Consider the following 26,324-nt stretch of genomic DNA (forward strand, 5'->3'; position numbering starts at 1 on the left):
ATCCTTTGGGATAAGGCTTATTGTGCAGTGCAACAAACGGAGGATGGTCGATGGCCGTTACCCCTAAGTCTGCGCGTGCCAAGCCGGTCGCGAAAACTGCGTCTGCAACCTTGTCTGCCAGTGAGGCGCTCAAGGCTGCGGAAGCCGCGTTGGGTGAAAAACCCGCGCCCAAGAAGCCTGCGCCGCGCAAGATCGCTGCCAAAGCTGCTCCTGCAAAGGCGCCTGCGCCCAAGCCGGTGGAGAAGCCCAAGCTGACGGTGGAAGAGGCTGCGCCCGTCGCCGATCCGGTGGCGGTGATCGCGGCCTCGACGGCGGTCGATGCAGCACCTGAACCCGTTGTTGAAGACCTAGAGGCGGTAGTGGCTCCGGAGCCTGTGTCCGCCCCCCAGACCAAAGCGAAGACGCTGCCTGCCACAGAAGGAACCCTGATCATGAACGATATCCTCGAAACCGGTAAGAAGTTCGCCGAAGACACCAAGGTCAAGCTGGAAACGGCCTATGCCGACATCAACGAAAAGGCGAAGGCCGGTGTCGAAAAGTCGACCAAGGCGATGGAAGAGCTGAGCGACATCGCCAAGGGCAATGTCGAGGCGCTGGTTGAATCGGGCAAGATCGCGGCCAAGGGCTTCGAGACGCTGGGCCAGGAAGCCGTCGACTACAGCCGCAAGAATTTCGAGAAGGCGACGGCATCGTTCAAGAGCTTCTCGACCGCCAAGACCCCGACCGAATTCTTCCAGCTGCAGAGCCAGTTCCTGTCGAGCAGCTTCGACGAGTTCACCAAGGAAGCCGCCAAGAGCAGCGAAGCCTTCCTGAAGCTCGCTGGCGACATCAGCCAGCCGCTGACGGCGCGCGTGACCCTGGTGACCGACAAGGTGAAGTCGCTCGCCGCCTGAGGCGTAGCGTTCTTCCGATCGGAATGACAGCTAAGGGCGTGGCTTTCGTGGAAGCGGCGCCCTTTTCCATGTCATGACTTGCGGCGGAAACATGGTTACGCAGCGATGACACGCGGTCCGCCCCCTTGCCTTGGCGAGACAAATCGCCATATCCTTCGCCATCATGAAGCATCTCATCAGCGCATCGGCGACGATCCCCTTCACGGCTGGTCCCGACCAGGACGATACGGGCGACAATGGCCCGAACATCGGCGTGGCCACGCGCACGCGGACCCGCACCAAGAAGCCATCGCTCTACAAGGTGCTGATGCTGAACGACGATTACACGCCGATGGAGTTCGTCGTGCATGTCCTTCAGCATTTTTTTCGCATGGATATGGAGGAAGCGACCCGGGTGATGCTGCACGTCCATCAGCGCGGCGTCGGCGTGTGCGGCATCTTCAGCTATGAAGTGGCCGAGACCAAGGTGAACCAGGTGATGGATTTCGCCCGGCAGAACCAGCATCCGCTGCAATGCACGCTGGAAAAGGCCTGACATCAGCGGGAAAGGGCGATCGCTTAACCTTTTCTTGGTCAGTGTGGCGCCTCTATTTCAATCAATTACATGATTGAAATACAATGTTTTTTCAGACTTATTCGGCATGATCGGTCCCGCTAAACGAAGTGGGGACTTCCAGCATGACGACTATCAGCACTTACAACATGACCATGCCGCCATCGCCGCGCATGTCGATGACCAATCGCATCGAAGCTGCGGTGGAGGCCGGCTCCATCTCGGAAACGGATGGCGACGCGCTCGAAACCGCGCTCGATTCCATCGATTCCGCGCTCAGTACCTCCGCCAGTTCGGGCAGTTCACGGCTCGATCCGTCATCGATGAAGGATCGGATCGATTCCCTGATCGATGATCAGGTATCGGCCGGCACCCTGACCGAGGATCAGGCGGCGCAATTGCAGAGCCTCTTTGCCCAGGGACCGGGCGGTGCGGGGGCGTCGGCCGATGGCGAAGATAGTATGAGCATCGACGGCCTGTCCGCGATGGACGGGATGCAGGGGCCGCAGGGCATGCGCGGCCCGCCGCCGCCGCGCCCGGCCGAGGACAGCAGCGATGACGACGACAGCACCACCAGCGAGACGAGTGCGACCAGCGCGGCCGATCAGCTGGATTCGATCATCGCCTTCCTCGAAAATCTCCGCTCCAGCCTCAGTCAGTCGCTCTACGGATCGACCAGCAGCGCCGCGAGCAGCAGCAATAGCGGCCTGGTGGTCGACAGCCTCGCCTGACGGTGCGCCCATCTGACGCGCGTGGGGGCGCGCAGACTTCCGGCCGGCGGCATGGGCTATCGTGCGTGGCGCTGGCCGGATGAATTTTCACGATCTTGCCTTCGTTAATATCGGGGGCAGCATTTTGCCGCTAGAACGGCGGCGTGACGCAGGAGACGGCCCCTTTCATCCACGACCTTGCCGTGATCGGCGGCGGGGTGAACGGGTGCGGCATTGCGCGCGATGCGGCGGGGCGGGGTGCCAGCGTGGTGCTGCTCGAACGCGGTGACCTGGCGCAAGGCACCTCCTCGGCTTCGACCAAGCTCATCCATGGCGGGCTGCGCTATCTGGAACATCGCGCTTTCGGCCTGGTCCGCGAATCCCTTGCCGAACGGGAAAGGCTGTGGCGCATCGCGCCGCACATCATCCAGCCGATGCGCTTCGTCCTGCCCTGGGTCCAAGGGCTGCGCCCGCGCTGGTTGCTGCGCCTCGGCCTCTTCCTCTACGATCATATCGGTGGCCGCCGTGCCCTGCCGGCGACGGAGGCGATCGACCTGCGTCATCATGTCGCCGGTGCGCCGCTGCGGGCGGGATTCGGCCCCGCCTATGTCTATTCCGACGGCTGGGTCGATGACGCGCGACTGGTTATCCTCAACGCCCGCGACGCCGCCGATCACGGCGCCGACATCCGCCCCCGCACGCAATTGCTGCGGCTGGAGCAGGCCGGCGATCATTGGCGCATCCATGCGCGCGATGCGGCGGGGCAGGCGCAGACCTTCCATGCGCGGGTCGTGGTCAATGCTACCGGACCCGCCGTGCTCGACCTGCTCGACCGCGCCGATCGCCGCGCCGACCGGCTCATCCGGCTGGTGCGCGGGTCGCATATCGTCGTGCCGCGCCTGTTCGACCATGGCATGGCCTATTTCTTCCAGCTGCCCGACGGCCGCATCTTCTTCGCCATCCCCTATCAGCATCTCTACACGCTGATCGGCACCACCGACCGCGATCATCAGGATGGCGTCGATCCGATCGAGGCCAGTGCCGAGGAAATCGCCTATCTGTGCGAGGGTGCGAACCGCTATTTCGCCCGCTCGATCAGCCCCGCCGATGTCGTCTGGTCCTTTGCCGGCGTCCGGCCGCTGATCGACGACGGATCGGCCCGGCCGGAATCGGCGACGCGCGGCTATCATCTCGATCTTGATCGGGAGGATGGCGCGCCGCCGCTGCTCAGCATCTATGGCGGCAAGATCACCACCTATCGCCATCTCGCGGCCGATGCGATCGCCCTGTTGAAGCCGCTCCTGCCCTCGCTCGCGGGCGATGACTGGACAGCCGACGCGCCGCTCCCCGGCGGCGATTTCCCGATGACCGGCCTGGCCGATCTCGTCGCCGCGCTGGCCGGCGACTATCCTTTCCTTGATCTCGACACGGCGGAGCGGATCGGCTGCGCCTATGGCACCCTTGCCCGCGACTGGCTGGGCGCGGCGCGCGACTGGTCGGACCTGGGCCGGGATTTCGGCCATGGCCTGACCGAAGCGGAGGTGCGCTATCTCCGCGCGCGGGAATGGGCGCAGACCAGCGAGGATATTCTCTGGCGCCGGACCAAGCTGGGTCTGCGGTTCGACGCCGCGCAACTGGCCGCGCTCGATGCCTGGCTTGAGGAGAGGGCATGACCGACCGCTATCTGCTGGTGCTGGACGAAGGGACAACCTCGACCCGCGCGATGCTCTATGCCCCCGACGGCCGCCGTATCGCGATGGCGCAGGCGGAACTGACCCAATATTATCCACAGCCCGGCTGGGTTGAGCATGATGCCGCCGAAATCTGGACCCGCACGCGCGATTGCGCCCGCCAGATGGTGGAGCGGGCCGGTGGTGCCGACCGGATCGCTGCCATCGGCATCACCAACCAGCGCGAGACGGTGGTCGCCTGGGACCGGCGCACCGGCGAACCGCTGGCGCCCGCCATCGTCTGGCAGGACCGGCGCACGACGGCCCAATGCGCCGCGCTGCGGGACGCCGGCCATGAGGCGATGCTGCAACAGCGCACCGGCCTTGTCGTCGATCCCTATTTTTCCGCCAGCAAGATGCGCTGGTTGATCGACAATGTGCCGGCCGTGGCCCAGGCGGGGGATAGGCTGGCCCTCGGCACGATCGAAAGCTGGCTGGTGTGGAAACTGACCGGCGGCCTGCATGTCAGCGACGCCAGCAATGCCAGCCGCACCCAGTTGGTCGCGCTCGACGGCACCGATTGGGATCCGGCCTTATGCGACCTGTTCGGCGTCCCGCGCGCGGCGCTCCCCGAAATCGTCGACAATGCCGGCGCCTTTGGCGAGACGCTGGCGGCGCTGTTCGGCGGCGCCATCCCGATCCGCGGGCTGGCCGGCGATCAGCAGGCGGCCAGCATCGGCCAGGCTTGCCTGACGCCCGGCGATGCCAAGGCGACCTTGGGCACCGGCGCCTTCATCCTCGCCAATATGGGCGCGCAGTTGCCTGCCTCGCGCCATCGCCTGCTCGGCACTCTGCTCTACCGGATCGGCGATCAGCGCATCTATGCGCTCGAAGGATCGATCTTCATCGCCGGCAATCTCATCAAATGGCTGCGCGACCAGCTCGGGCTGATCGGATCGGCCGAAGAGACGGAGGCGCTGGCCAGATCGGTGCCCGACAGTGGCGGCGTGCTGATGCTGCCGGCGCTGGCGGGGCTTGGCGCGCCGCACTGGCGGCCGGACGTGAATGGCGTCATCGCCGGCCTCACCCAGGGATCGACCCGCGCGCATATCGTCCGCGCTGCGCTCGAATCCCTCTCGCACCAATTGTCCGACCTCGCCACCGCCTTCGCCGCCGATGGCGCGCCCTGGCGCCAGCTGCGGATCGACGGTGGCATGAGCGCCAATGACTGGATCGCCCAGGATATCGCTGATATGCTCGATGTCAGTGTGGATCGTCCGGCGGATGTGGAAACCACGGCGCTGGGTGCGGCCATGCTGGCAGGGCTGGGGGCTGGACTGTTCCGGTCCCTGAACGAGGCCGCGACGATGGCAGGGAAGACGATTCGATTTGATCCGGCAATGCTGCCGCAGCCGCGCGATGCGCGGCTGTCGGCATGGCACCGCCTGCGCGATCGGACGCTGGCCTCCTGACTCGGGCGATCTTCAGATTGACCGTAAAAATCGATCACCCAATCCGATTTAATCAGTTTTTCTGAAACTTCGCGGGGCCTTAGCCTGTTCTCATCCAAAGCTGAGGAGGACGATATGGTCGATAAGCCAGTGATGACGACGAGCGCGGGTGCGCCGATTGCCGATAACCAGAACAGCCTGAGCGCAGGCCCGCGCGGCCCGCTGCTGCTCCAGGATTATCAGCTTCTGGAAAAGCTGGCGCACCAGAATCGCGAACGCATCCCCGAACGTGTCGTCCATGCCAAGGGCTGGGGCGCCTATGGCACGCTGACGATCACCGGCGACATTTCCCAATATACCAAGGCGAAGGCGCTCCAGCCGGGGGCGCAGACGCCGATGGTCCTGCGCTTCTCGACGGTGGCGGGCGAACTGGGCGCCGCCGATGCCGAGCGCGACGTGCGCGGCTTTGCGATGAAATTCTACACGCCCGAGGGCAATTGGGACCTGGTCGGCAACAACACGCCGGTCTTCTTCGTGCGCGATCCGCTCAAATTCCCCGATTTCATCCACACGCAGAAGCGCCATCCGCGCACCAACCTGCGTTCCCCCACGGCGATGTGGGACTTCTGGTCCTTGAGCCCCGAATCGCTGCACCAGGTGACGATCCTGATGTCGGATCGCGGCCTGCCGACCGATGTGCGCCACATCAACGGCTATGGCAGCCACACTTTCAGCTTCATCAATGACGCCGGCGAACGTTTCTGGGTGAAGTTCCACTTCAAGACGATGCAGGGCCACCGCCACTGGACCAATGAGGAGGCGGCGGACATCGTCGGCCGCACCCGCGAATCCACGCAGGAGGATCTGTTCGAGGCGATCGAAAAGGGCGACTTCCCCAAATGGAAGATGCAGGTCCAGATCATGCCGGAGCTGGACGCGGACAAGACGCCCTATAATCCGTTCGACCTGACCAAGGTCTGGCCTCACGCCGACTATCCGCCGATCGACGTCGGCGTGCTGGAGCTGAACCGCAACGCCGACAATTATTTCGCCGAGATCGAGCAGGCCGCCTTCTCGCCGTCCAACATCGTGCCGGGCATCGGCTTCTCGCCCGACAAGATGCTGCAGGCGCGCATCTTCTCCTATGCCGACGCGCACCGCCACCGCATCGGCACCCATTATGAGGCGCTGCCGGTCAATGCCCCCAAATGCCCGGTGCATCATTATCACAAGGACGGGGCGATGCGCTTCTTCCCGAACAATCCCAATCCGGCCGCCTATTATGAGCCCAACAGCTTTGGCGGCCCGGTCGAGGATCAGCGCTTCCTGGAGCCGCCGCTGAAGATTTCGGGCGACGCCGACCGTTATAATCATCGCGAAGGCAATGATGATTTCGGCCAGCCGCGCGCGCTCTTCAATCTGTTCGATGATGCACAGAAGGTGCGGCTCTTCGCCAATATCGCCGCGGCCATGGGGGATATCCCCGCCGAGATCGAGGAGCGCCAGTGCAAGCTCTTCGATCAGGTCCATCCCGACTATGGCGCGGGCGTGCGCCAGGCCCGGGCCACGATCAAGGATCGCAATCCGTCGATTTCGGCCCCGACCGATGCGCTATTGGCTGATGCATCCAGTTGAATAGACATGTAATATTGTCAAATCAGGCCCCGGTGATGATCGCCGGGGCCTGATTTGATGTATTCAACATGAAATAGTCGGCGACATAGGAATATATATTAACATTGTCGCTTTAGCCCGGTTGGGAACATGACGCGGCCCGCCCTTCGCCATCCTTCTTTCAAAATGTCGGTGTTCACCGGCCTGCTTTACTTCGCCATCGCGTCGCTCGCGCTCCTGACATCGCGATTCGAAGGCGGATTGGCCTTCATCTGGGGCGCCAATGCCTTGCTGATGGCAGAGATGCTGACCGCGCGGATGCGTTCCTGGCCCCGCCTGCTGCTCTCCTGCATGGTTGCCAGTGCGCTCGCGACCGCGCTGTTCGGCATCGGTGCGCTGGCCGCCGTCCCGATGGCCTTCATCAATGCCGGCGAGGCGTTGGTCGTCGCCTATATCTGTCGCCGCCTCGGCGTCGGGCGGCAGATCGCCGGATCGATGCGCGAATTGTCCATCTTCGTGTTCGCGCTGGCGGGCGTTGCCAATGTCCTTGCCGGCATCGGCGCCGGGCTGGTGGTTGCTGTCCTGCTGGATGGCAATTTCCCCCATATCTGGCTGCAATGGTATAGCGGCCATGTGCTGGGCGGTCTCATCTGCACGCCCCTGCTGCTGATCCTGTTGCAGGGGGAGGTCGGCCATTGGGCGCGCCAGGCCCGGCCGATCGAGCGGCTGGAGGCGTTCGGGCTACTGTCCGCCTTTGCCCTGTGCAGTTGGTGGATCTTCTATCGCGTCGATTATCCGATGCTGTTCGCCTCGCTGCTGCCGCTGGTGCTGATCGCCTTCCGGATTGGCTATGCGGGGTCTGCCGCGGCCATTGTCATCCTGGCGCTGATCGGCGGCACGGCGACCATGACCGGCCATGGACCGCTCCGGCTGGTCGCGGCCGATATCCCAGAACGCATCCAGTTCTTCCAATTCTATCTCGCGCTCAGCTTCCTGCTGTCCGTCCCCGTGGCCGCCGAACTCAACAGCCGTCGCCGCCTGATCCGCATGCTGCGCGACAGCGAGGCGCGCTATCGCGCCTTTGCCGAACATAGCGGCGACGGCGTCATTAATCTCAGCATCGACGGCATCATCCAATATGTCTCGCCCTCGGCCGTGGACCAGATCGGCATCGACGCCGATCGGCTGCTGGGTCAGGCCGCGGTCGACCTTATCGACCCGGAATATCGCCCTTTCGCCATCGTCACCCATCGCCGCGCGCTCGCCCATCCGGGGGAGGCGCATGCGGTCGAATTTCGCCCCAACCGGCCGGACAATGATTTCGATTGGTATGAGATGCTGGTCCGCGCCGTGCTGGACGAGCAGGGGCGGGCGATCGGCGTCATCAGCACCGTGCGCGACATTTCCCGCCACAAGGCGCGCCAGCGGGCGCTGCATCAGGCAGCGGCGCAGGATGCCCTGACCGGCGCCGACAGCCGCCGTGCGTTGCAGGAAAAGCTGGACGACCAGATCGCCCGCGTTGCGGCGGGCGGGCGGGCCTGCCTGCTGCTGATCGACATCGACCATTTCAAGTCGGTCAATGACCGCCATGGCCATGCCGCCGGCGACCGGGTGCTGGTCGGCTTTGTCGAGCGGCTGCGTCAGGCGCTGCGCGGGACTGGCAGCATCGGGCGCCTGGGCGGCGAGGAATTTGCCGTGCTGCTGCCCGATGTCGATCTGGAGCGCGCCGAGCGCATCTGCGAGCATCTGCGCACTCGCGTCGGGGTCCGGCCTTTCCCGCTCGGCAATGGCGAGGATATCGCTATCACCTTCAGCGCCGGCCTGGTCGAACTCGACGGTTCGGCCAGCGCCGCGACCCTGATGGAGGCGGCGGACAAGGCGCTTTATGCCGCCAAGGGCAGCGGCCGCAACTGCCTGCGCTTCGCCGCCTGACGATCCGCCAGCAGGGGAGGGACGTCCCCGCCCGAAAAATCGGTGATGTTATGTTGTAACTTACGCCGGTCTCGACTATGTAGCACGCACCATGCCGCAAAGCCTCCGTCACGCCCTGGAATCCGGTCGCTTCGATCGCCTTGCGATGGCGCTTTCGGGCCTGTGCGTCGCGCATTGTTTCCTGACGGCGGTGGTGCTGGGCCTGCTGGCATCGGCTGGCGGCATTTTCGACAGTCCGATCTTCCACGAAGCGGGTCTGGCGCTGGCGATCCTGATGGGCGCGATCGCGCTCGGCCATGGCGCTCTCGTCCATCGCTTCATGATGCCCGCCGCGATCGGTTCGCTGGGCCTTGGCATCATGGCCGGTGCGCTCACCATGGATCATGGCTGGCAGGAAAGCGCCTATACGCTGCTCGGCGTCGCCATCCTCGCCCTCGGCCACGATCTCAACCACCGCGCCAGCCACTGACCGTTGGCGATTATCGGGGAGGATCTTCCCGCATCGATGACCACGAAAAAGGGGGCCTTGCGGCCCCCTTCGTCTTTCCGTCCGATGTGCCCGATCAGGCGTCCTTGCGCTCGACGCGATGCTCGCCCTTGACCCAGCGCACTGTGCCGGTGCTGGCGCGCATCACCACGCTTTCGGTGGTCAGCTTGTCGCCCGGCAGATGCTTGACGCCCGCCAGCAGCGACCCGTCGGTCACGCCGGTCGCGGCAAAGATGCAATCGCCCTTGGCCAGTTCCTTGAGGTCATAGACCTTGTCCAGGTCGGTGATGCCCCATTTATAGGCACGCTGCTTCTCGTCATCGTTGCGGAACAGCAGGCGGCCCTTGAACTGGCCGCCGACGCAGCGCAGCGCGGCACAGGCCAGCACGCCTTCCGGCGCACCGCCCGATCCCATGTAAATGTCGATCGTGGTCTCGGGATTGGTGGTCGCGATCACGCCGGCAACGTCGCCATCGGGGATCAGCATGATGCCGCAGCCGATCGCGCGCAATTCGGCGATCAGCTTCTCGTGGCGCGGTCGATCGAGCACGCAGACGATGATCTCGTGCGGATCGACGCCCTTGGCCTTGGCCACCGCCTCGACATTCTCCTTCACCGACTTGTTGAGGTCGATGATATTGTCGGGATAGCCCGGACCGACGGCGATCTTGTCCATATAGACGTCGGGCGCGTTGAGCAGGCCGCCTTCTTCCGAAATGGCCAGCACGGCCAGCGCATTCGGGCCGGCCTTGGCGGTGATGGTGGTGCCTTCCAGCGGATCGAGCGCGATGTCGATCTTGGGGCCTTTGCCGATCGCATTGCCGACCTTCTCGCCGATATAGAGCATCGGCGCCTCGTCGCGCTCGCCCTCGCCGATCACGACGGTGCCGTCCATGTAGAGATCGTTGAAGGCCAGGCGCATCGCCTCGACCGCAGCGGCGTCGGCGGCCTTCTCGTCGCCCCGACCGACCAGCTTGGATGCGGCGATTGCAGCCGCTTCGGTGACGCGCACCATTTCGAGTACCAAGACGCGATCGAGAATCGAACTAGCCTGCACCATAGCCACTCCTCTGCTGTAACTGATAGAGCAGGGCGATAGGATGTCCGCCCCGGCTTGTCGACCCAACTTGCCCGGCTCGCAAAGCTTTTCATAGTCGTGATGGCACGGATGGACGCGGCTTTGCCTTATATGGCATTCCGCAACGTCCACCCGCTGCCATCATCGCGCCATTTTCGACTGGTCAGATGTGCTTATGCGGCTGGCCATTTCTTTCCCTCTCATGTTGATCGGGTTGCCGTTGGCCACCGCGCAGGATGTCGTCCCGGTGGATGCAGCGCCTCTCGCCACCGTTTCGCCCATGGCACAATATCAGGCCCGCACCGCCGCCATCCGGCCCTGCGATCGCAGCGGCGGCGGCATCGTCGTCTGCGGCAGCCGGGCGGAGCGCAATGCGAAGGAAAGGCTGCCGCTGCCGCGCGAGCCGGTCGAAGGGCACCCCCTCGCCGGCGATACGCCGCGCGCCTCCGCCGCTGCCCCCAGGCAAGGTGCCTGCGGCGTCGTTGGCGGGCAGGGCGCGGGCTGCGTCGGTGGCGGCGTGCCGATCCTGGGCGCGGCGATGCTGGCTGGCAAGGCTATCACCCATTTGCTGGACCCGGACGCCGACATGGCGCCACCGCCGCCTCTGCCGGATTCGGTCAAGGGAACAGGCCAGCACTGATCCCACCGGTCCCGGCGCGATCAATCCAGAATATGCATGACCATCGGCGTGTCGAGCAGGCTGTCGGAGCCGGCCAGCCGCTCCAGCGTCTCGCGCACGCAGCGCTCCTCGCCGGCATGGGTGACGATCGCCACCAGCACGCCATCGGCCTGATTGGCGCCGCGCTGGATCATGCTCTCGATCGAGACGCCGGCATCGCGGGTCGCGGCGGCAATCTCCGCCAGCACGCCGGGGCGATCCTGCACCTTGAAGCGCAGATAGGCGCGGCCGATCCGCTGGCCGGCGTCCGCCGGCTGTTGCGGGGTCAGGGCGGCGACCGGCATCGCCAGCGCATCGCCATATTCGTCGCGCGCCACGTCGATCAGGTCGGCGACCACCGCCGATGCGGTCGGGCCGTCGCCCGCGCCGCGCCCCTGGAAGAAGAGGCGGCCGACGAAATTGCCCTCGGCCACAACAGCATTGAGCGAGCCGTCGACATGGGCGAGCGGATGGTCGAGCGGCACCAGCATCGGATGAACCCGCTGGAACAGGCCTTCAGGTCCATTCTCCGCCATGCCGACCAGGCGGATGCGGAAGCCCAGCGCCGCCGCCTCGGCAATGTCGGCGGCGATCACGTGGCGGATACCGGTGGTCGCGACATGGTCGAAGTCGAGTTCGGTGCCAAAGGCCAGGCTGGCGAGGATGGTCAGCTTGTGCGCGGCATCGACGCCATCGATGTCGAAGCTGGGATCGGCCTCGGCATAGCCCAGTTCCTGGGCTTCCTTCAGCACCTCGTCAAAGCCCCGGCCTTCCTTCTCCATGGTGGTCAGGATGTAATTGCAGGTGCCGTTGAGGATGCCGTAGACGCGGCTGATTTCATTGGCGGCCGCGCCTTCGCGCATGCCCTTGATGACCGGGATGCCGCCGGCGACCGCCGCTTCATATTTCAACGCCACGCCCGCCTTTTCGGCGCGGCTGGCGAGGTCGAGGCCATGATGGGCCAGCATCGCCTTGTTGGCGGTGACGAAGGGCTTGCCGGCGGCCAGGCACTGGCGCGCGAGGGTCAGGGCCGGGCCGTCGGCGCCACCGATCAGCTCGACCACCACGTCGATATCGTCGCGGGTCGCCAGCGTCGTCATGTCATCGACCCATTCATAGGGCGACAGGTCGACGCCACGATCCTTGTTGCGGTCGCGCGCGGAGATGGCAACGACCTGAATCGGACAGCCGGCGCGACGGGCAATCAGGTCGCCATTGGTGTTGAGCAGGCGAATGACCCCCCCGCCCACCGTTCCGAGGCCAACGAGCGCGACGCGCAGCGGGGCATGGCGGTGGAGATTGGTCATGGCGTTTCCTGGTCCTTCGCACTGTAAGAGCCGCGCTGATAGCGGCCCGAGCGCCGCTGTCCAAGGAAAAGCACGGCGGCGCCCGGTTGAAAGATAAGTGCGTGCTCGGTCAGTTCGGCTTTCGGTTGCGTGCGCATGGGCCAAGTGCGTTCAGGACGAACTGATAATCGGCGCGTGCCGCTTCGGCGTCCTGCACCGCGAGGGTGCGGACCGACCGGGCCGGCAGATTGGCCGGCAAGCTGCAGCTCAGCCGATACCAGAGCAGGCTGCCGGGGGCGGGGGCTCGCGCCGCTTCATCGACGATTTCGCCCAGCGCGACGGCCCAGCTGGGCTGCTGTCCGGGGCGGCGGATGATCGACAGGGATACCGGATCGCCATTTTCCGTCCGCAGGAAAATCTGCGTTTCCCCTTCGCCCGCGATCGTGCCCGCGACGTGGAAGGCGTCCCCCAGGCCGGTGATTCGCGGTGCGGCGTCGGGGGCGACCAGGGCGGACAGGACCGCCTTCACCCGCTCCACTTCGGCGGGGGTGGCGGCGATCTGCGCATCGCGCGCGATCAGTTGGATCTGGCCCGGGCGGCCACCCTGGCGGGCGAACAGCAGCACCTGCGCCTTCTTCAGCTTGGGCAGCTTGCCCTTCGAATCGAGGCGCGCGTCGTAAAGGTAGCCGACGGTCGGGCTTATGCCCCCTTCGCCGCGAATCAGTGCGGTCACTTCGGCCTCGACATAGACCCTGCGATAGCCTGCCGGAACATCGGGAGCCTGTTCGGGCTTCAATGGGACGATGTTGCTAATGCGCACGTTGGCAACCAGCGGCGCCGCGTCGGAAAGGTCGGCAATGTCGGCATAGGTCAATCCCGCGGCGATCGTCGATGATTGCGCTGTCATTGAATTTGTCTGAGAAAATGCCGGAAAAACGGCGATATATGAGGCGGAAATGAGGCACAGCGAAGCGAGCGTCTTCATGGCCATGGTGGATTTCTTCTGCATCTTCGTCCTATGCTGTCAGCCCGTGGCAGGGATGTCACAGGCAAGTCATTCCGGTGTGTGATGGTAAACGCAAGCCGGTAGTTCGATAAAGCGTTTGCGTGCCACGATGCGCCGCGATAGGAGTTCGCACGGTAGCAAATGGACGGATAAGGGCCAAAGGTGGTCGGGGATAGCCCCCGGGCAGCTCGGGCCGTTTTTGGCTGATTTGTACAACCCACTGGTAAGATGAGTTAAGGAGTGTCGTTGCCGAATGGCCTATGCTGACCACTCGCAAGGATCGAGTCGTACGATATCGATCGTCATCGTCGCCCTGATTCACGCTGTTCTCGGCTATGCCTTCGTCACCGGTCTTGGCATGAAATATGTCAAAAAGGCGGCGGAACAGCTGAATGTGATCGACGTGAAGGAGGAGCCCCCGCCACCTGACGAGGAGCCGCCGCCGCCGCCGCCGGACAAGCCGATTGAGCCTCCGCCGGTCGTCGCGCCGCCGCCGATCGTCCAGACCCCGGCCCCCGCGCCGCCGATCCAGACGGTTCGGACGCCGCCGCCGGTATTCAATGAGGTTCCGGTCGCCGCACCGCCGCCGGCACCCCCGCCGCCGCCCGCCGCAAGGCAGGCTGCAAAGGGCGTGTCGCCGCGTGGTAATCCGGGTTCCTGGGCAACCACTGAAGACTATCCTTCGCGCGCTCTGCGTGAAGAAAAGCAGGGAACCACTGGTTTCCGTCTTGAAGTGGGTGCCGATGGCCGTGTCACGAGCTGCACCGTTACGCAGTCGAGTGGCTCGCCCGAGCTGGACGATGCGACTTGTAAGCTGGTTTCTCGCCGCGCGCGCTTTAGCCCCGCGGAAGATGACCAGGGTAACAAGATCCCGGCGACCTATGCGAACCGCATTCAGTGGCGGATTCCGCAGTAATCTAATCGGGAAGGCAGGCGCCCGGCGCCGCCTTCCCCTTTCACGATCCTTTTGAGAGGGAAGTCTTGAACATGTTGATGTATCTCGCAGCTGCTGCGCCCAAGCCGGAAAATCCGTACGGCCTGATGGAAGCCCTGGAACAGGGCGGCACCATTGCCTGGACCGTCTTCCTCATCCTGTGCGCCATGTCGGTCGGCACTTTCTACATCCTGTTCACCAAGCTGATCGAACAGCAGAAGGTGATCAGCCAGGGCAAGAAGATCCGTGCGACCTTCTGGCGCGCCGCTTCGCTGAAGGAAGCTTCGGCCAAGCTCGAAAAGAACTCGGCCTACAAGCAGATCGTCGACGACGGCATCAAGGCTCAGGAAGAGCATGGCAAGCTGAAGGATCCGGTCGAAGCGCATGACTGGCTGCACGGCTCGCTGGCGCGTTCGGAAGCCGCGATCAACTCGTCGCTCGGTGGCGGCCTGGCGTTCCTCGCCACCGTCGGTTCGACCTCGCCGTTCATCGGTCTGTTCGGTACCGTTATCGGCATCTACCGCGCTCTGATCAAGATCGGCGCTGCCGGTCAGGCCTCGATCGACGCCGTTGCCGGCCCGGTCGGTGAAGCTCTGATCATGACCGCGCTGGGTCTGGCCGTGGCCGTTCCCGCCGTTCTGGCCTACAACTTCCTGCAGCGCCGCAACAAGTCGATCGCCGAGCAGCTGAACGGCTTCACCGTCGACCTGCTGGCCTATCTGGTTTCGGACGGCGCTGTGAAGCCGACCGTTGCTGCCGCTCCGGCCGCTGCTGCTGCCAAGCCGGCTGCTGCGCCGACCAAGGCCTGATCGCCTTAAGACGCCGGTACGGGAATCGGGCGGCGGCTGCGACCGCCCGGTTCCCCGCCGGACAGGGGCCCCGTTATGCGGGGCACCATCGACACCAAGGTTAGGATAGTATCAATGGCAATGAGTGTTGGCCCCGGCGGCGGTGACGACAAGCCCTTGTCCGACATCAACACGACGCCGCTCGTCGACGTCATGTTGGTGCTGCTCATCATCTTTCTCATCGCGGTCCCGGTCGTCGTCCAGACGGTCGATCTGCAGCTGCCCAAGGTAGCGTTCGAGCCGACGACGACGAAGCCCGAAAATGTTTCCTTGTCGGTCACCTCGGCGCCCGACGGCAGCTGCGCAGTTTACTGGAACCTGACCAAGGTCGGTTCTGACGATCTGCTCGATCGTGCCGTGGCGAAGCTGGAAGCGGACATCAAGAAGGCAGGCGGTGTTGAAAATCTGACGCCCGAAGATCTGCCCGAAGTGCATATCCGCGGCGACATCAATACCCCCTATCGTTGCATCGGCGGCACCATCTACACGATGCAGCGCGCCGGTTTCCCGAAGGTGGGCTTCATCTCCGAGCCGGAACCCGGCACGTCGACGACCCGCCTCTGACCGGCTGATTAAGGAGAATTCGCTATGGCCATGAGCATGGGCTCCGATGATGGTGAGCCGATGATGGAAATGAACACGACGCCGTTGATCGACGTCATGCTCGTTCTCCTCATCATGTTCATCATCACCATTCCGATCCAGACCCACGCGGTTAAGATCGATCTGCCGCAGAGCGCGCCTCCGAGCGACAATGTGGTCGACCCTGTCAAGAACAAGGTCGCGATCGATGCCGGCGGCGTGATCAGCTGGAACGGTGCGCCGATCGACCTGCTGACCCTGCGTCAGTATCTGCAGCAGTCGCTGCGTCTGCCCGTCGAGCCGGAACTGCAGTTCCAGCCTAACGCGCAGACCCGCTACGTCGTCGTTGACGAAGTGCTGGCGGAGATCAAGCGCGCGGGCGTGACCAAGCTGGGTTTCGTCGGCAACGAACAATATAGCGCTTTCTGATCCGCGATCGTCCGGGGCGCGTCGGTCTCAGACTTCCCGTCTCCGACCTTTCGGACGATCAAGATCAGGCTATGGACAGGGGCTGCTTCGGCAGCCCCTTTTTTGTGCCCATCGTGCGCCGCTTAACATTTCCCTTACCTTCCTGCGCGATGCTGAGGGGGAATGGGTGGATATGGGCCATGGTTGCTGAACGACTGACGGAATTGGAACGCAGGGGCCGGCTTGCCGAACGGCGCGACGTCGTTATCGGCGTCAAGGTCCGGCGTCCGGGCGAAACCTGGTTCACCAGCAACATCGCCGATATGTCGCTCACCGGCTTTCGCCTGCACAGTTTCATGAAGCTCACCGTCGGCAGCGAATTGTGGATCATGCTGCCCGGTTTCGAAGGCCGCCGCGCGCGTGTCCAATGGGTGCGCGCCCATGAATCGGGCTGTACCTTCGAGCGCCCGCTCCATCCCGCCATCTTCGACTATATCATCCAGCGCAGCCTGTCCGGCCGCTGACGGTCTGCCCGGTCGGACGGCGTTTCAGCCGTCCAGCTGGTCCTGGAACTGCAGGCTGGCGAGCCGCGCATAGAGGCCACCCAGCGAGACCAGGCGCGCATGATCGCCCTGTTCCACGATCCGCCCCTGATCCAGTACGATGATCCGGTCGGCGGCGCGCACGGTCGCCAGCCGATGGGCGATGACGATCGTCGTGCGCCCCTGCATCAGCCGGTCGAGCGCATCCTTGACCAACTGCTCCGACTCCGCATCGAGCGCTGACGTCGCTTCGTCCAACAGCAGGATCGGCGCATCGCGCAGCAGCGCGCGGGCGATCGACACGCGCTGGCGCTGCCCGCCCGATAGCCGGGCGCCACCCTCGCCCAGATGGCTGTCCAGCCCCTGGGGCAGGGCGCGCAGAAAGGCTTCGGCATTGGCCGCCCGCGCCGCCGCCCAGATATCCTCGTCGCTGGCATCCCATTTGCCATAGCGCAGATTGTCGCGGGCGGAGGCGGCAAAGATCACGCTGTCCTGCGGCACCATCGCCATGGCGGCGCGTAGCGCGGCCGGATCGGCGACCGGCAATGGCACATCGTTCAGCCGCACTTCGCCCTGATCGGGGTCATAGAAGCGCAGCGCCAGTTGGATCAGCGTCGATTTGCCCGCACCCGAGGGACCGACCACCGCCACCGTTTCGCCCGGCGCGATGTCGATCGTGACGCCGTTCAGCGCCGCCTGATCGGGCCGGGTGGGATAATGGAAATGGACATTGTCGAAACTCAGCCGTGCGCCCTGCGCCAGCCTCGGGATCGCGACCGGCACGACCGGCGCGGCGATCGCCGGTTCGGCCGCCATCAGCTCGTCCAGCCGGCTCGCCGCCCCGGCGCCGCGCAGCAGGTCGCCCCAGCTTTCAGAAAGCGATCCGAACGCGCCGGCCACCAGCCCGCCGGTCAGCACGAAGGCGGCGATGCTGCCCCCCGACAGGCGCCCGGCTGCCACGTCGATCGCGCCCAGCCACAGCACCCCGGTGATCGATCCGAACACCAATGCAAAGGCGATGGCGGTCATCACCGCGCGCAGCAATATGCGCTGCCGCGCGGTGACAAAGCCGCTCGCGACGGTCGCGTCGAAGCGGGCCGCCTCGCGCCCTTCTTGGCCAAAGCCCTGGACGATCTTCATCGCGCCCAGCACCTCGGTGGTGACGCTGCCGACCTCCGCCAGCCGGTCCTGGCTGGCGCGCGACAATTTGCGCACCCGCCGGCCCAGCGTCACCAATGTCAGCACGATCACCGGTATGCCCAGGATCAGCAGCCCCGCCAGCTTGGGCGCCAGTATGAACAGGTAGATGAGGCCGCCAATGCCGGTGACCAGGTTGCGCAGCGCTACCGACACGGTCGATCCCACCACCTGGTCGATGATCGCGGTGTCCGCCGTCATGCGCGATGCGATCTCCGACGGCCGGTTCTCCTCGAAAAAGGCCGGCGCCTGGCGCAGCAGATTGGCCTGGGTCGCGCTGCGGATATCGGCGACCACCCGCTCGCCCAGCCAGGACACGAAATAGAAGCGCAGCGCACTGGCCAGCGCCAGGATCAGCACCAGCAGGAACAGATATTCGAACCAGCGGCTGATATCGCCGCCACCGGTAAAGCCCTTGTCGATCACCAGGCGGAAGCCGCTCGGGATCGCCAGTGTCGCCGCGGAAGAGACGATCAGCGCGATCAGCGCACCGGCGATCCGCGCCGGATAGCGCGTCGCAAAGCGCCACAGCATGGCCAGGCTCGACAGGGCAGGGCGATCGGCGCGGCGCGGCGCGGTTGCGGTGGCATCCTCCATGCCGGGGCGTTAGCAGCGTGGCGCCCCCGCCTCAATGGGCGCGCGCGATCCCGCCGTTCAGGCCGCCGGCGCGATACGCTCGGCCAGCGCCATCAGGCGCGGCGTATCCGCCTTGCCGGTCAGCGCATAGGCCATGTCACCCGCCTCCCAATAGGCGACCGCGCCGTCCCGCCGCTGCGCGATCAACGGCTGCCCTTCCGCCGGCGTCTCGGCCCGGTCGGCGAACAGCGACAATTGCTCGCCCTTCTCGGTGGTCAGCGCAATCGCGATTGCCGCGCTGTCCGTGGACGGGACCAGTTGCACGTCCCTCACCTGCCAGTTGGCCGGCAGGCGCGGCAGCACGATGCCGGTCGATCGGCGGATTTCGGCATCGTCCAGTTTCGCGCTTTCGACCTGCGACGCCATTTGCTGGCGCAGCAGCCCTGCGCGGCGCGATGCGGCCGCCTCGTCCAGGAAGGTGCTGGCCTGCGCCGCCTGGGGAAATTCGCCCAGCGCGCCCCGACCGATCCACCCCGTCGCCAGCAGCGCGGCGATCGCCGCTGCTCGCCCGACATGGCGCCAGCCGCGCCCGGCCTCATTGTCATTGGCCACCGGTCGCGACATGTCGCGGCGCCGGCCGACCAGCGTCCCCTTGGTGCCGTCATGCATCAGGCGGAAATCGATATGCGGCCAGCGCTTGCGCCAGCGCCGCGCGACCAGCCGCTCGCCCGGCCGCGCGGCATCGTCCAGCAGCACCACGCCATTGGGGGAGAGGCGCGCGAACAGGCTGTCGGCCGCGCCCCGCACCAGCGGATGCACGCTCCAGGGCGGCCCATCGATGATGATCAGGTCGATCTGCTCGGGCAGGCGATCGATCGCATACCAGCGGCCCGGCCAGTCGGCGCTCTCATGGGTCAGCGGCGCATGGCGGATATCCACGTCCAGCTTATGATCGGCCAGCCATTGCCGGGTCGCGTCGACAAAGCCGCCATGCTGGTCGAAACTGTGCAACTGGCCGCCACCATGCAATTGCAGCGCCCGCGCCGCGATCAGCGAGGATGCACCCGCGCCCAGTTCGACGACATGCGCCGGCCGCAGCCGCGCAATCTCGCGCACGATATGGCGCAGGAAGCCGACATCGGCCTTCCAACTCCCCAGATGGGGCAGCGCGTCATGGGGCAGCTTCAGTTCGTCCAGCAGCGCGCGCTTGTCCGCCTTGCGCCCGCCCGACAGGCTGGCGAGCAACCAGGGCCAGCCGATCGCGCCAAAGGCCACGCGCCATGCCATGTCGGAGATGCGGCGGGACAGATCATCGGTCACGGGTTCGGATTCATTCAGCGAGAGGAAGCCGGTCAATTCACGGGAAGTCACGGGGAAATAAGCTCCTGTCGCAAAGGCGGGGACTATGCCAGCAGTCCTGTTTCACGCATATGACGCCGATCCATATGGTCAAATCATGACGCAGGAAACGCCGATGACCCGTATAATTTCCGCGACGGTCGAATGCTGGCCGGTTGCGGGCGCCTTCATCATCAGCCGCGGCGCCAAGACGGAGGTGGACGTCGTCGTCTGCACCGTGGGCGACGGCGATCATGTCGGACGGGGCGAGGGGACGGCCATTTATTATGAGGGCGAGACCGCACAGGACTGCGCGGCGGCGATCAGCGCCTATGCCGGGCCGCTCGATCGCGAAGCGCTGTTGCAGGCGATGCCGCGCGGCGCCGCGCGCAATGCGCTCGATTGCGCGCTGTGGGATCTGGAGGCGAAACGGGCCGGTGTCCCCGTCTGGCAACTGGCCGGCCTCGCCGCGCCGATGCCGCTGCCGACCGCCTTCACCATCAGCCTGGGCGAGCCGGATCGGATGGAAGCCGATGCCCGCGCCGCCGTCGCGCGCGGCTTCGGCCTGCTCAAATGCAAGCTGACCGGGGAGGGCGATCATGCCCGCATTGCGGCGGTTCGCGCCGGCGCACCCGGCGTCCGGCTGATCGTCGACGCCAATGAAAGCTGGCATGATCGCGACATCGTGGCGGAGGCGGCGGCGCTCGCCGAACTGGGCGTGGAAATGGTGGAACAGCCGATCCTGCACGGGCGGGAGGACAGGCTGGCCGGCCTGCGCGCGCCGCTGCCGCTCTGCGCCGACGAAAGCTGCCACACCCGTGCCGATCTCGACCGGCTGGGTGATTTCGACGCGGTGAATATCAAGCTCGACAAGGCCGGTGGCCTGACCGAGGCGCTGGCATTGGCGCAGGCAGCGCGGGCGCGGGGCTTTCGCATCATGGTCGGCTGCATGCTTGGCACCTCGCTCGGCATCGCGCCTGCCGCACTGGTGGCGCAGGGGGCCGACTGGATCGACCTCGACGGCGCGCTGCTGCTGGCGAAGGATCGCGACGGCGCCCTGCCGCTGCGCGACGGCCTGCTCCACCCCGGCACCCTCTGGGGCCAGGGCTGAAACTATTCCTCCCCGCTTGCGGGGAGGGGGACCATCCGAAGGATGGTGGAGGGGGCAGGCCGCCTGAAGCAAGTGGCGCCGCTTTCCTACTCGGCCTTTCTCTGGTCTATCCTCGGCGATGCAATCCACGTCATCGCCCGTCGCCCATGGGAGGCGTGACCTAAGTGTCGCCCCGATGGCGCGCCACCGTCGCCTGGTCGTGACCCGATCGGCAGGCAGGTGTGACCCCAGTGTCGCGCCGTTGCTGCGTGGCTGGCGCGTGCGTGATGCATATCCGGCGCAAACCGCCCGATTTGCTCGACGACACTGTGAACTTCGGGGGTGTCGCGCCGGCGTGACCCTGCCGTGCCCGCCGATCGCGACAGATTGTCTCGGCTCAGTAACCCAGCGTCAGGCCGACGCTATAATATTTCGGGCCGACATTGGCCTTGGCGCGCAGCTTGGGGATCAGCGGCATCGCCAGTGTCGCATAGGGGCGGGTATTGTCGCCGCTGAAGCGCACGCCCGCGCCGATCGAGACCGACATCGGAATCGTATAGGCCGCTTCGACCCGGCCATAGAGCTTGGTGTCGCCATCGCGCAGATAGACGCCGCCGCCCGGCGTCAGGCTGAAGCCCGCCATGTTCAGCGCATAGCCGGCGCCGATCTCTGTGCCCCAATGGCCGTCGGCGCGACCATAATTGACTTCGGCGCCCAGCCCCTCGGCATGGGCGGCAGGCGCCATAAGGGGGGCAGCGATCAGCAGGCCAAGGGCCGCCATCCGGTTCATTTTCATGGCAAATCCATATCAGTCATTGGTGATGGGTCGGTAAGGGCGCGGCTGGTCCCCGCCGGCAAGTGGAAAGGGGACCAGCCGAATCGGCCTTGCGGTGAAGCGAGGCGTTTCGCTCTATCCGTCGACCCGGCGCACCGGCTGCACCTCGGCATAGGGCATGATCGCCTTGCCGTCCGGGGCGGCGGTGAAGCTCATCTGGGTGGGATAGGCGAACTCGATGCCCTCGGCATTGAACCGCTTCCAGATGGCCAGGCCGATGCGATGGCGCATCTGGAAATAGTCGTGATGGTCTGGGTCTGGCACGTCGAAATTGAGCTGATAGTCCAGGCTGCTGGCACCAAAGGCGATGATCCCGGCATTGACGAAGATCATGCCTTCCGCCTCGACGATCTCCTGCAACAGGGTTGGGATGGCTTCCGCCTGTTCCTCCGGCGTCTGGTAAATGATGCCGATGGCATAGGTGACGCGGCGCTGGATCAGCGTCTGCAGGCTGGTGATTTCCTTCTGCAGCAGATTGGCGTTGGACATCACCTTCTTCTCGCCGCTCATCGCTCGCAGCCGGGTGGATTTCAGGCCGATCTTCTCGACCCGCGCCGTGGTCTGGTCATAGGTGATGATCTCGCCCTGCCGGAAGGGCTTGTCGAAGATGATCGACAGCGCGGCGAACAGGTCGGAAAAGATGCCCTGTGCGGCAAGGCCGATCGCGATACCGCCGATGCCAAGGCCCGCGACCAGGCCGGTCACGTTGACGCCCAGATTGTCGAGCACGACGATCGCGGCGATCGCGAACAGGGCAAAGGTCACCAGGATGCGGATCAGGCCCATCGCATTGGCCAGCGTCTCGCCCTGGCCATCGTCGGCCCGCGTCTTGCGCTCGATCAGGCCCAGGATGATCTCCCGTGCCCAGATCGCGGCCTGCACCACAACGGCGATGGTGAAGAAGAAGGTGACGGTCTTGTCCAGCGACGCGGGCGCGTCGGCGAACACCACGACCAGCCTGGCCGCGACCATGATCATGAAATATTGCGTCGTGCGCGCCGCCGCCCGGCTCAGCACATTGCCCAGGCCCAGCGGGTCGCCGTGCCGGCCGCGATGCTTGGTGCCGATCCGGCGCAGCGTGGCGAGCGCCAGATAGATGATCGTGGCCGCGCCGACGGCGATCAGGATCTGGATATAATGAAGCTGGAACCAGGCGAGGGTCGAATGCCACATTTCGGTAAGGTTGGGCGCACGCACGTTGATGTCGATGCCGGGGTCGTTCTTGTTGGCCATGCTGATCCTTGATTGATGGTCCGTGGGCTGGATCAGGCCGCCGCTGCCAGCGGGGGCGCGTTGGCCAGATCGTCGAGGAACGCAATCAGCCCGCGTTCGTGACGCGACAGATAGCGCGTTCGGCGCGGCAGGCGAAGCCCCTGCCGCCATTCATCCTGTCCGTCCTTGCACAGGGCGATCAGGGCGGGGTGGATATAGGATTTGCGACTGATCGCCGGCGTGTTGCCCAGTGCCGCGGCGACCGGGTCGAGCATCTCCTTGAGCGAGACATGGCCCGCCGCCAGCGTCTCGAAGGCGATGGTCGATGCGCCCCAGGTGCGGAAATGCTTGGCGGTGAAGTCTCCGCCCATGGCCTGCGCGATATAGGCGTTGACGTCGCTCGAACTGATCGGATGCGCCTCGCCATCCTCGTCCAGATATTGGAACAGATGCTGGCCCGGCAGATCCTGCACCGCGCGCACGAAACGCAGCAGGCGGCTGTCGGTGATGCTCAGTTGCTGCTCCTTGCCGGACTTGGCGCGGTAGCGCAGGGTCAGGCTGCGGCCATTCAGGTCGACATGCCGTCGCCGCAGCGTCGTCGCACCGAAGCTCTTGTTGGTGGTGGCATAATGTTCGTTGCCGACCCGTAGCTTGGCGAGGTCCAGCAGCCGCACCACCGCCGCGATCGTCCGCGCCTTGCGCAGGCCGCGTCGCGACAGATCCTCTTCCATCTGCGCCCGCAAGCGTGGCAGGGCGCGGCCGAAGGCGGGGCATCCGGCATATTTCACCGCCTCGCGCGCGGCCCGGAAATCGGGATGATAGCGATATTGCTTGCGCCCCCGCTCGTCATAGCCGGTCGCCTGGATATGGCCGTGGGGCGAGGGGCAGAACCAGCAGTCGCGATAGGCCGGCGGCATGGCGATGGCATTCAGCCGGTCGATCTCGTCCCGGTCGGTGATGCGGCTGCCATCCGCCGTGCGATAGGCCCATCCCTGTTTCAGCGCGCGCCGGCTGATGCCGGGCATGCCGTCATGGCTGTGGATGATGGCGGGGGACGACATGGGGACCGGGCGACCTTCTTTCTCCCGGTCCAACCCGCGATGATCGGCTTCGTTCCGCGTGCGGAGCGCCCGGCGCTGTCAGGACGGGCGCGATCGCAGCCGCTGCAACCAGCCGGTGCCGGCGCCATAATGGCCGGTCCAGGGCAGCAGTTGCCGGCGCACCGTCGTCGCTTGGGCGCAACCGACGATCAGGCTGATCACCGCCAGCGGAAAGGCAAGCGCCATGGTGGCGGGCATGGCAAAGGCGAGGATGATTGCCGAAAACCCGCCGCCAAAGGCCGCCAGGGTCGCCCGCAGGTCGCCGTCCGGGCCGCGCAGCCAGAACAGGCAGCCCGTAACGCCCAGCGCAAACATCGCGATATTCTGCATCGCGCCGGCCGGCACGATCGCACAGGCGGCGATCAGCCCAATCATCGCCAGCGCCGCGCGGCGCCATTGCCAGCCGCCGATCAGGCGCGTGAGCAAGGGATAGAGCAGCAATTCGCAGGTCAGCGCCGCCAGCAATATCGCGCCGGGTGTCGCTGCGCCCCCGCCGTCCGCGATGAAAGCCACGACGGCGCTGGCCGCCCAGGGCAGCATGCGCGACGGTGCCATGCGGATATGGCTGATCCAGCCCACCATGCCCGGCCGCAATGCCCAGCGCCGGTCGGCCTGTCGCAACTGGAAGGCGGACAGGGCGAAGAGGATCTGCACGCCCCAGGGCATATGGGCGGGGGACAGCAGCGGGGCGGCCAGGATCAGCCCCAGTATCAGTCCCTGAAGCCAACCCAATATCCGCAATTCCAGATTCATGCCGTCACTCCCGCCTGCGCACCAGGCTGTTCGAAGAACGGCACGCGATCCGCGTCCTTGCGCTTGCGGGTCAAATAAGTGTCGAGGCCGATCTGGAGCGACAACATCATGAAAATGAAGGGCTGATAGGCGATGCCCACGAACAGGGATCCGATCATGTAGACGACATGGCCCTGCTGCAGCGCCACCGCGAACGGCGCGATCCAGGCTTCGCCCGGCCCATCACGCTTGCGGTACATGCGCCGGATCGCCTCGGTGCGGACGAAGCAGCTGATGTGCAGCAAGGCCCAGAGGAAGAGGCCGAAATAGCCCTGCTCCCCCAGCATCTCGAAATAGGCGCTGTGATAGGCACGACCCTTGTCGGTGACCAGGCGGCGCTCGATCCGCTTCTCGTCGCCATCGCCGACCTCGCTCTGGGCGAAATAGGTGAAGCTGTTCTGGAGATAATTGTCGAAGCCGCCGCCGCCCGGATGGCTCTTCACATAGTCGAGCGTCCACATCCACACCGCGACGCGGGTGGAGGCGCTTTCGTCGCCCTGATGATTCTCGATCGTCTGCATCCGCTTGGTGAAGCTGGCGGGCAGGAAGGGGATGGCGGCCAGCGCGGCAAAGGCCAGCAGCGGGCCATAGACGAATTTGCGCTTCGACCGCATCAGCATCATGCCGGCCAGGATCACCAGGCAGACCAGGCCCGTGCGCGCTTCGGTGCCGATCGGCATCAACATGCAGGCCAGGCACAGCGCATAGGCAAAGGCCTTCACCTTCCAGTCGGGCGGAAAGATGGTGCCATGCTGGGTCAGCCACAGGATGATCGGGATCAGCGCGATCGCCACGCAGGAAATGATGCTGCCCTCATACAGGCCGCTATTATTGTCGACCATCAGGTTGAGCACGCCATAGCCACCGCCCGACAGCGCGGTCTTCATGCCGCCATTGATGATGATCGTGCTCGCGCACAGCACCATGAACAGCGCCAGCGCCTCGATCCGCAACCGCGTGCGCAGCACCAGCGGCAGGAACACGGCAAAGACGATCGCCTTCCACACCCACGCCCATTTGGTCGCGGCGTTGATCGGGAAATCGGCGGTCGCGGTCGTATAACCGCACCAGGCGAGCAGGACGAGCAGCAGCACCTGCCGCGCGGAAAAGCGGCAATCCTTCTTGTCGTCGACCAAGATCCAGGCCCCGACCGCACAGACGAAGGCGATCAGCGATATCGGGATCGAATTGAGCAGATAATAGCAGAGCCGCTGCGGCGAGACGATGTCGATATAGGCGTAGATGATGATCAGCAGGAAGGGCCGCTTGAATCCCATCAGGAAGAACATGCCCAGAAAGGCGATGAAGAACAGGTCACGCATCGGCGGCATCTCCGTCCGGCGATGCGGGGGGGGGATCGATGTCGCGATCCAGGTCCGGGCGCGACAGCAGCCGCCAGGCGGCCAGCAGGATGACGCCATGACTGATCAGCAGGGATAGGGTATCAATCATTGCGTCTTTTGATCTGCCGGTTCTGGACTCTTGCCCCGGAAAATCCCTAGCGTGACAGAGTTGACGGGGCGTTAAACCTT

General features: G+C 65.1%; 26 protein-coding genes. 15 read left to right on the forward strand and 11 right to left on the reverse strand.

Annotation, left to right across the window (positions count from 1 at the left end):
- Nucleotides 1-50: 50 nt before the first annotated feature.
- From GGQ90_RS07495 to GGQ90_RS07530, 8 genes are all read left to right on the forward strand, one after another.
- Nucleotides 51-893: a phasin family protein gene (locus tag GGQ90_RS07495; protein WP_188081546.1), complete on the forward strand. Its 843-nt coding sequence runs from the start codon at nucleotides 51-53 to the stop codon at nucleotides 891-893.
- Between the two features lie 163 nt (nucleotides 894-1,056).
- Nucleotides 1,057-1,428 (forward strand): ATP-dependent Clp protease adapter ClpS, encoded by a 372-nt coding sequence (clpS, locus tag GGQ90_RS07500; RefSeq protein WP_188081547.1) that lies wholly within the window; start codon nucleotides 1,057-1,059, stop codon nucleotides 1,426-1,428.
- Between the two features lie 143 nt (nucleotides 1,429-1,571).
- Entirely contained in the window at nucleotides 1,572-2,177 is a 606-nt protein-coding gene (locus tag GGQ90_RS07505; RefSeq protein ID WP_188081548.1) for a hypothetical protein, read from the forward strand.
- Between the two features lie 143 nt (nucleotides 2,178-2,320).
- Nucleotides 2,321-3,829: a glycerol-3-phosphate dehydrogenase gene (locus tag GGQ90_RS07510; RefSeq protein WP_188081549.1), complete on the forward strand. Its 1,509-nt coding sequence runs from the start codon at nucleotides 2,321-2,323 to the stop codon at nucleotides 3,827-3,829.
- Nucleotides 3,826-5,298: an FGGY family carbohydrate kinase gene (locus GGQ90_RS07515; protein ID WP_188081550.1), complete on the forward strand. Its 1,473-nt coding sequence runs from the start codon at nucleotides 3,826-3,828 to the stop codon at nucleotides 5,296-5,298. Before GGQ90_RS07510 ends, GGQ90_RS07515 begins: the two co-directional genes overlap by 4 nt.
- A 114-nt stretch (nucleotides 5,299-5,412) precedes the next feature.
- Nucleotides 5,413-6,912, forward strand: a complete 1,500-nt coding sequence (locus GGQ90_RS07520) for a catalase (protein ID WP_188081551.1) — start codon at nucleotides 5,413-5,415, stop codon at nucleotides 6,910-6,912.
- A 129-nt stretch (nucleotides 6,913-7,041) separates the two neighbouring features.
- Complete coding sequence (locus GGQ90_RS07525; protein WP_188081552.1) at nucleotides 7,042-8,823, forward strand: sensor domain-containing diguanylate cyclase; 1,782 nt, start codon at nucleotides 7,042-7,044, stop codon at nucleotides 8,821-8,823.
- A 91-nt stretch (nucleotides 8,824-8,914) separates the two neighbouring features.
- The gene (locus tag GGQ90_RS07530; RefSeq protein ID WP_188081553.1) at nucleotides 8,915-9,292 is read left to right on the forward strand and encodes a MerC domain-containing protein; all 378 of its coding nucleotides are present in this window, start codon (nucleotides 8,915-8,917) and stop codon (nucleotides 9,290-9,292) included.
- Between the two features lie 94 nt (nucleotides 9,293-9,386).
- On the opposite strand, the gene glpX is transcribed toward GGQ90_RS07530, so the two are convergent.
- On the reverse strand, nucleotides 9,387-10,370 hold the full coding sequence (glpX, locus tag GGQ90_RS07535; protein ID WP_004209983.1) for a class II fructose-bisphosphatase: 984 nt from the start codon (nucleotides 10,368-10,370) through the stop codon (nucleotides 9,387-9,389).
- Between the two features lie 220 nt (nucleotides 10,371-10,590).
- Between glpX and GGQ90_RS07540 the strand changes: the two genes are divergently transcribed.
- Nucleotides 10,591-11,028 carry a hypothetical protein gene (locus GGQ90_RS07540; RefSeq protein ID WP_188081554.1) on the forward strand — a complete coding sequence of 146 codons (438 nt, stop codon included), beginning with the start codon at nucleotides 10,591-10,593 and terminating at the stop codon, nucleotides 11,026-11,028.
- Between the two features lie 20 nt (nucleotides 11,029-11,048).
- Here GGQ90_RS07540 and GGQ90_RS07545 read toward each other — a convergent pair whose 3' ends face one another.
- Both GGQ90_RS07545 and GGQ90_RS07550 read right to left on the reverse strand, forming a co-directional pair.
- Entirely contained in the window at nucleotides 11,049-12,353 is a 1,305-nt protein-coding gene (locus tag GGQ90_RS07545; protein WP_004209986.1) for a homoserine dehydrogenase, read from the reverse strand.
- Between the two features lie 109 nt (nucleotides 12,354-12,462).
- Nucleotides 12,463-13,341, reverse strand: a complete 879-nt coding sequence (locus GGQ90_RS07550) for a hypothetical protein (protein ID WP_188081555.1) — start codon at nucleotides 13,339-13,341, stop codon at nucleotides 12,463-12,465.
- 250 nt (nucleotides 13,342-13,591) lie between these two features.
- Between GGQ90_RS07550 and GGQ90_RS07555 the strand changes: the two genes are divergently transcribed.
- From GGQ90_RS07555 to GGQ90_RS07575, 5 genes are all read left to right on the forward strand, one after another.
- Nucleotides 13,592-14,254: an energy transducer TonB gene (locus GGQ90_RS07555; protein ID WP_188081556.1), complete on the forward strand. Its 663-nt coding sequence runs from the start codon at nucleotides 13,592-13,594 to the stop codon at nucleotides 14,252-14,254.
- Nucleotides 14,255-14,325: 71 nt separating this feature from the next.
- Nucleotides 14,326-15,081 carry a MotA/TolQ/ExbB proton channel family protein gene (locus GGQ90_RS07560; RefSeq protein WP_188081557.1) on the forward strand — a complete coding sequence of 252 codons (756 nt, stop codon included), beginning with the start codon at nucleotides 14,326-14,328 and terminating at the stop codon, nucleotides 15,079-15,081.
- Nucleotides 15,082-15,195: 114 nt separating this feature from the next.
- Complete coding sequence (locus GGQ90_RS07565) at nucleotides 15,196-15,684, forward strand: ExbD/TolR family protein (protein WP_188081558.1); 489 nt, start codon at nucleotides 15,196-15,198, stop codon at nucleotides 15,682-15,684.
- 24 nt (nucleotides 15,685-15,708) lie between these two features.
- The gene (locus tag GGQ90_RS07570; RefSeq protein ID WP_188081559.1) at nucleotides 15,709-16,131 is read left to right on the forward strand and encodes an ExbD/TolR family protein; all 423 of its coding nucleotides are present in this window, start codon (nucleotides 15,709-15,711) and stop codon (nucleotides 16,129-16,131) included.
- Between the two features lie 179 nt (nucleotides 16,132-16,310).
- Nucleotides 16,311-16,634, forward strand: a complete 324-nt coding sequence (locus GGQ90_RS07575; protein WP_188081560.1) for a PilZ domain-containing protein — start codon at nucleotides 16,311-16,313, stop codon at nucleotides 16,632-16,634.
- 24 nt (nucleotides 16,635-16,658) lie between these two features.
- Here GGQ90_RS07575 and GGQ90_RS07580 read toward each other — a convergent pair whose 3' ends face one another.
- Both GGQ90_RS07580 and GGQ90_RS07585 read right to left on the reverse strand, forming a co-directional pair.
- Nucleotides 16,659-18,446 (reverse strand): ABC transporter transmembrane domain-containing protein, encoded by a 1,788-nt coding sequence (locus GGQ90_RS07580; RefSeq protein WP_188081561.1) that lies wholly within the window; start codon nucleotides 18,444-18,446, stop codon nucleotides 16,659-16,661.
- A 57-nt stretch (nucleotides 18,447-18,503) separates the two neighbouring features.
- Entirely contained in the window at nucleotides 18,504-19,796 is a 1,293-nt protein-coding gene (locus tag GGQ90_RS07585; protein ID WP_188081562.1) for a class I SAM-dependent methyltransferase, read from the reverse strand.
- A gap of 103 nt (nucleotides 19,797-19,899) precedes the next feature.
- Between GGQ90_RS07585 and dgcA the strand changes: the two genes are divergently transcribed.
- Entirely contained in the window at nucleotides 19,900-20,874 is a 975-nt protein-coding gene (dgcA, locus tag GGQ90_RS07590; protein WP_188081563.1) for an N-acetyl-D-Glu racemase DgcA, read from the forward strand.
- A gap of 376 nt (nucleotides 20,875-21,250) precedes the next feature.
- Here the strand turns inward: dgcA and GGQ90_RS07595 are convergent, their stop codons facing one another.
- From GGQ90_RS07595 to GGQ90_RS07620, 6 genes are all read right to left on the reverse strand, one after another.
- On the reverse strand, nucleotides 21,251-21,649 hold the full coding sequence (locus tag GGQ90_RS07595) for a hypothetical protein (protein WP_188081564.1): 399 nt from the start codon (nucleotides 21,647-21,649) through the stop codon (nucleotides 21,251-21,253).
- 114 nt (nucleotides 21,650-21,763) lie between these two features.
- Nucleotides 21,764-22,921 carry a mechanosensitive ion channel family protein gene (locus GGQ90_RS07600; protein WP_188081565.1) on the reverse strand — a complete coding sequence of 386 codons (1,158 nt, stop codon included), beginning with the start codon at nucleotides 22,919-22,921 and terminating at the stop codon, nucleotides 21,764-21,766.
- Between the two features lie 32 nt (nucleotides 22,922-22,953).
- A complete protein-coding gene (locus tag GGQ90_RS07605) occupies nucleotides 22,954-23,961 on the reverse strand; it encodes a DNA topoisomerase IB (RefSeq protein ID WP_188081566.1) in 1,008 nt (335 codons plus the stop codon).
- A gap of 78 nt (nucleotides 23,962-24,039) precedes the next feature.
- A complete protein-coding gene (locus tag GGQ90_RS07610; RefSeq protein WP_188081567.1) occupies nucleotides 24,040-24,753 on the reverse strand; it encodes a hypothetical protein in 714 nt (237 codons plus the stop codon).
- Nucleotides 24,750-26,114 carry a putative O-glycosylation ligase, exosortase A system-associated gene (locus GGQ90_RS07615; protein ID WP_188081568.1) on the reverse strand — a complete coding sequence of 455 codons (1,365 nt, stop codon included), beginning with the start codon at nucleotides 26,112-26,114 and terminating at the stop codon, nucleotides 24,750-24,752. Before GGQ90_RS07615 ends, GGQ90_RS07610 begins: the two co-directional genes overlap by 4 nt.
- Nucleotides 26,107-26,244, reverse strand: coding sequence for a hypothetical protein (locus GGQ90_RS07620; RefSeq protein WP_188081569.1), 138 nt, complete (start codon nucleotides 26,242-26,244; stop codon nucleotides 26,107-26,109). Before GGQ90_RS07620 ends, GGQ90_RS07615 begins: the two co-directional genes overlap by 8 nt.
- Between the last annotated feature and the right edge of the window lie 80 nt (nucleotides 26,245-26,324).

Source organism: Sphingobium scionense (assembly GCF_014197035.1).
Taxonomy (GTDB): domain Bacteria; phylum Pseudomonadota; class Alphaproteobacteria; order Sphingomonadales; family Sphingomonadaceae; genus Sphingobium; species Sphingobium scionense.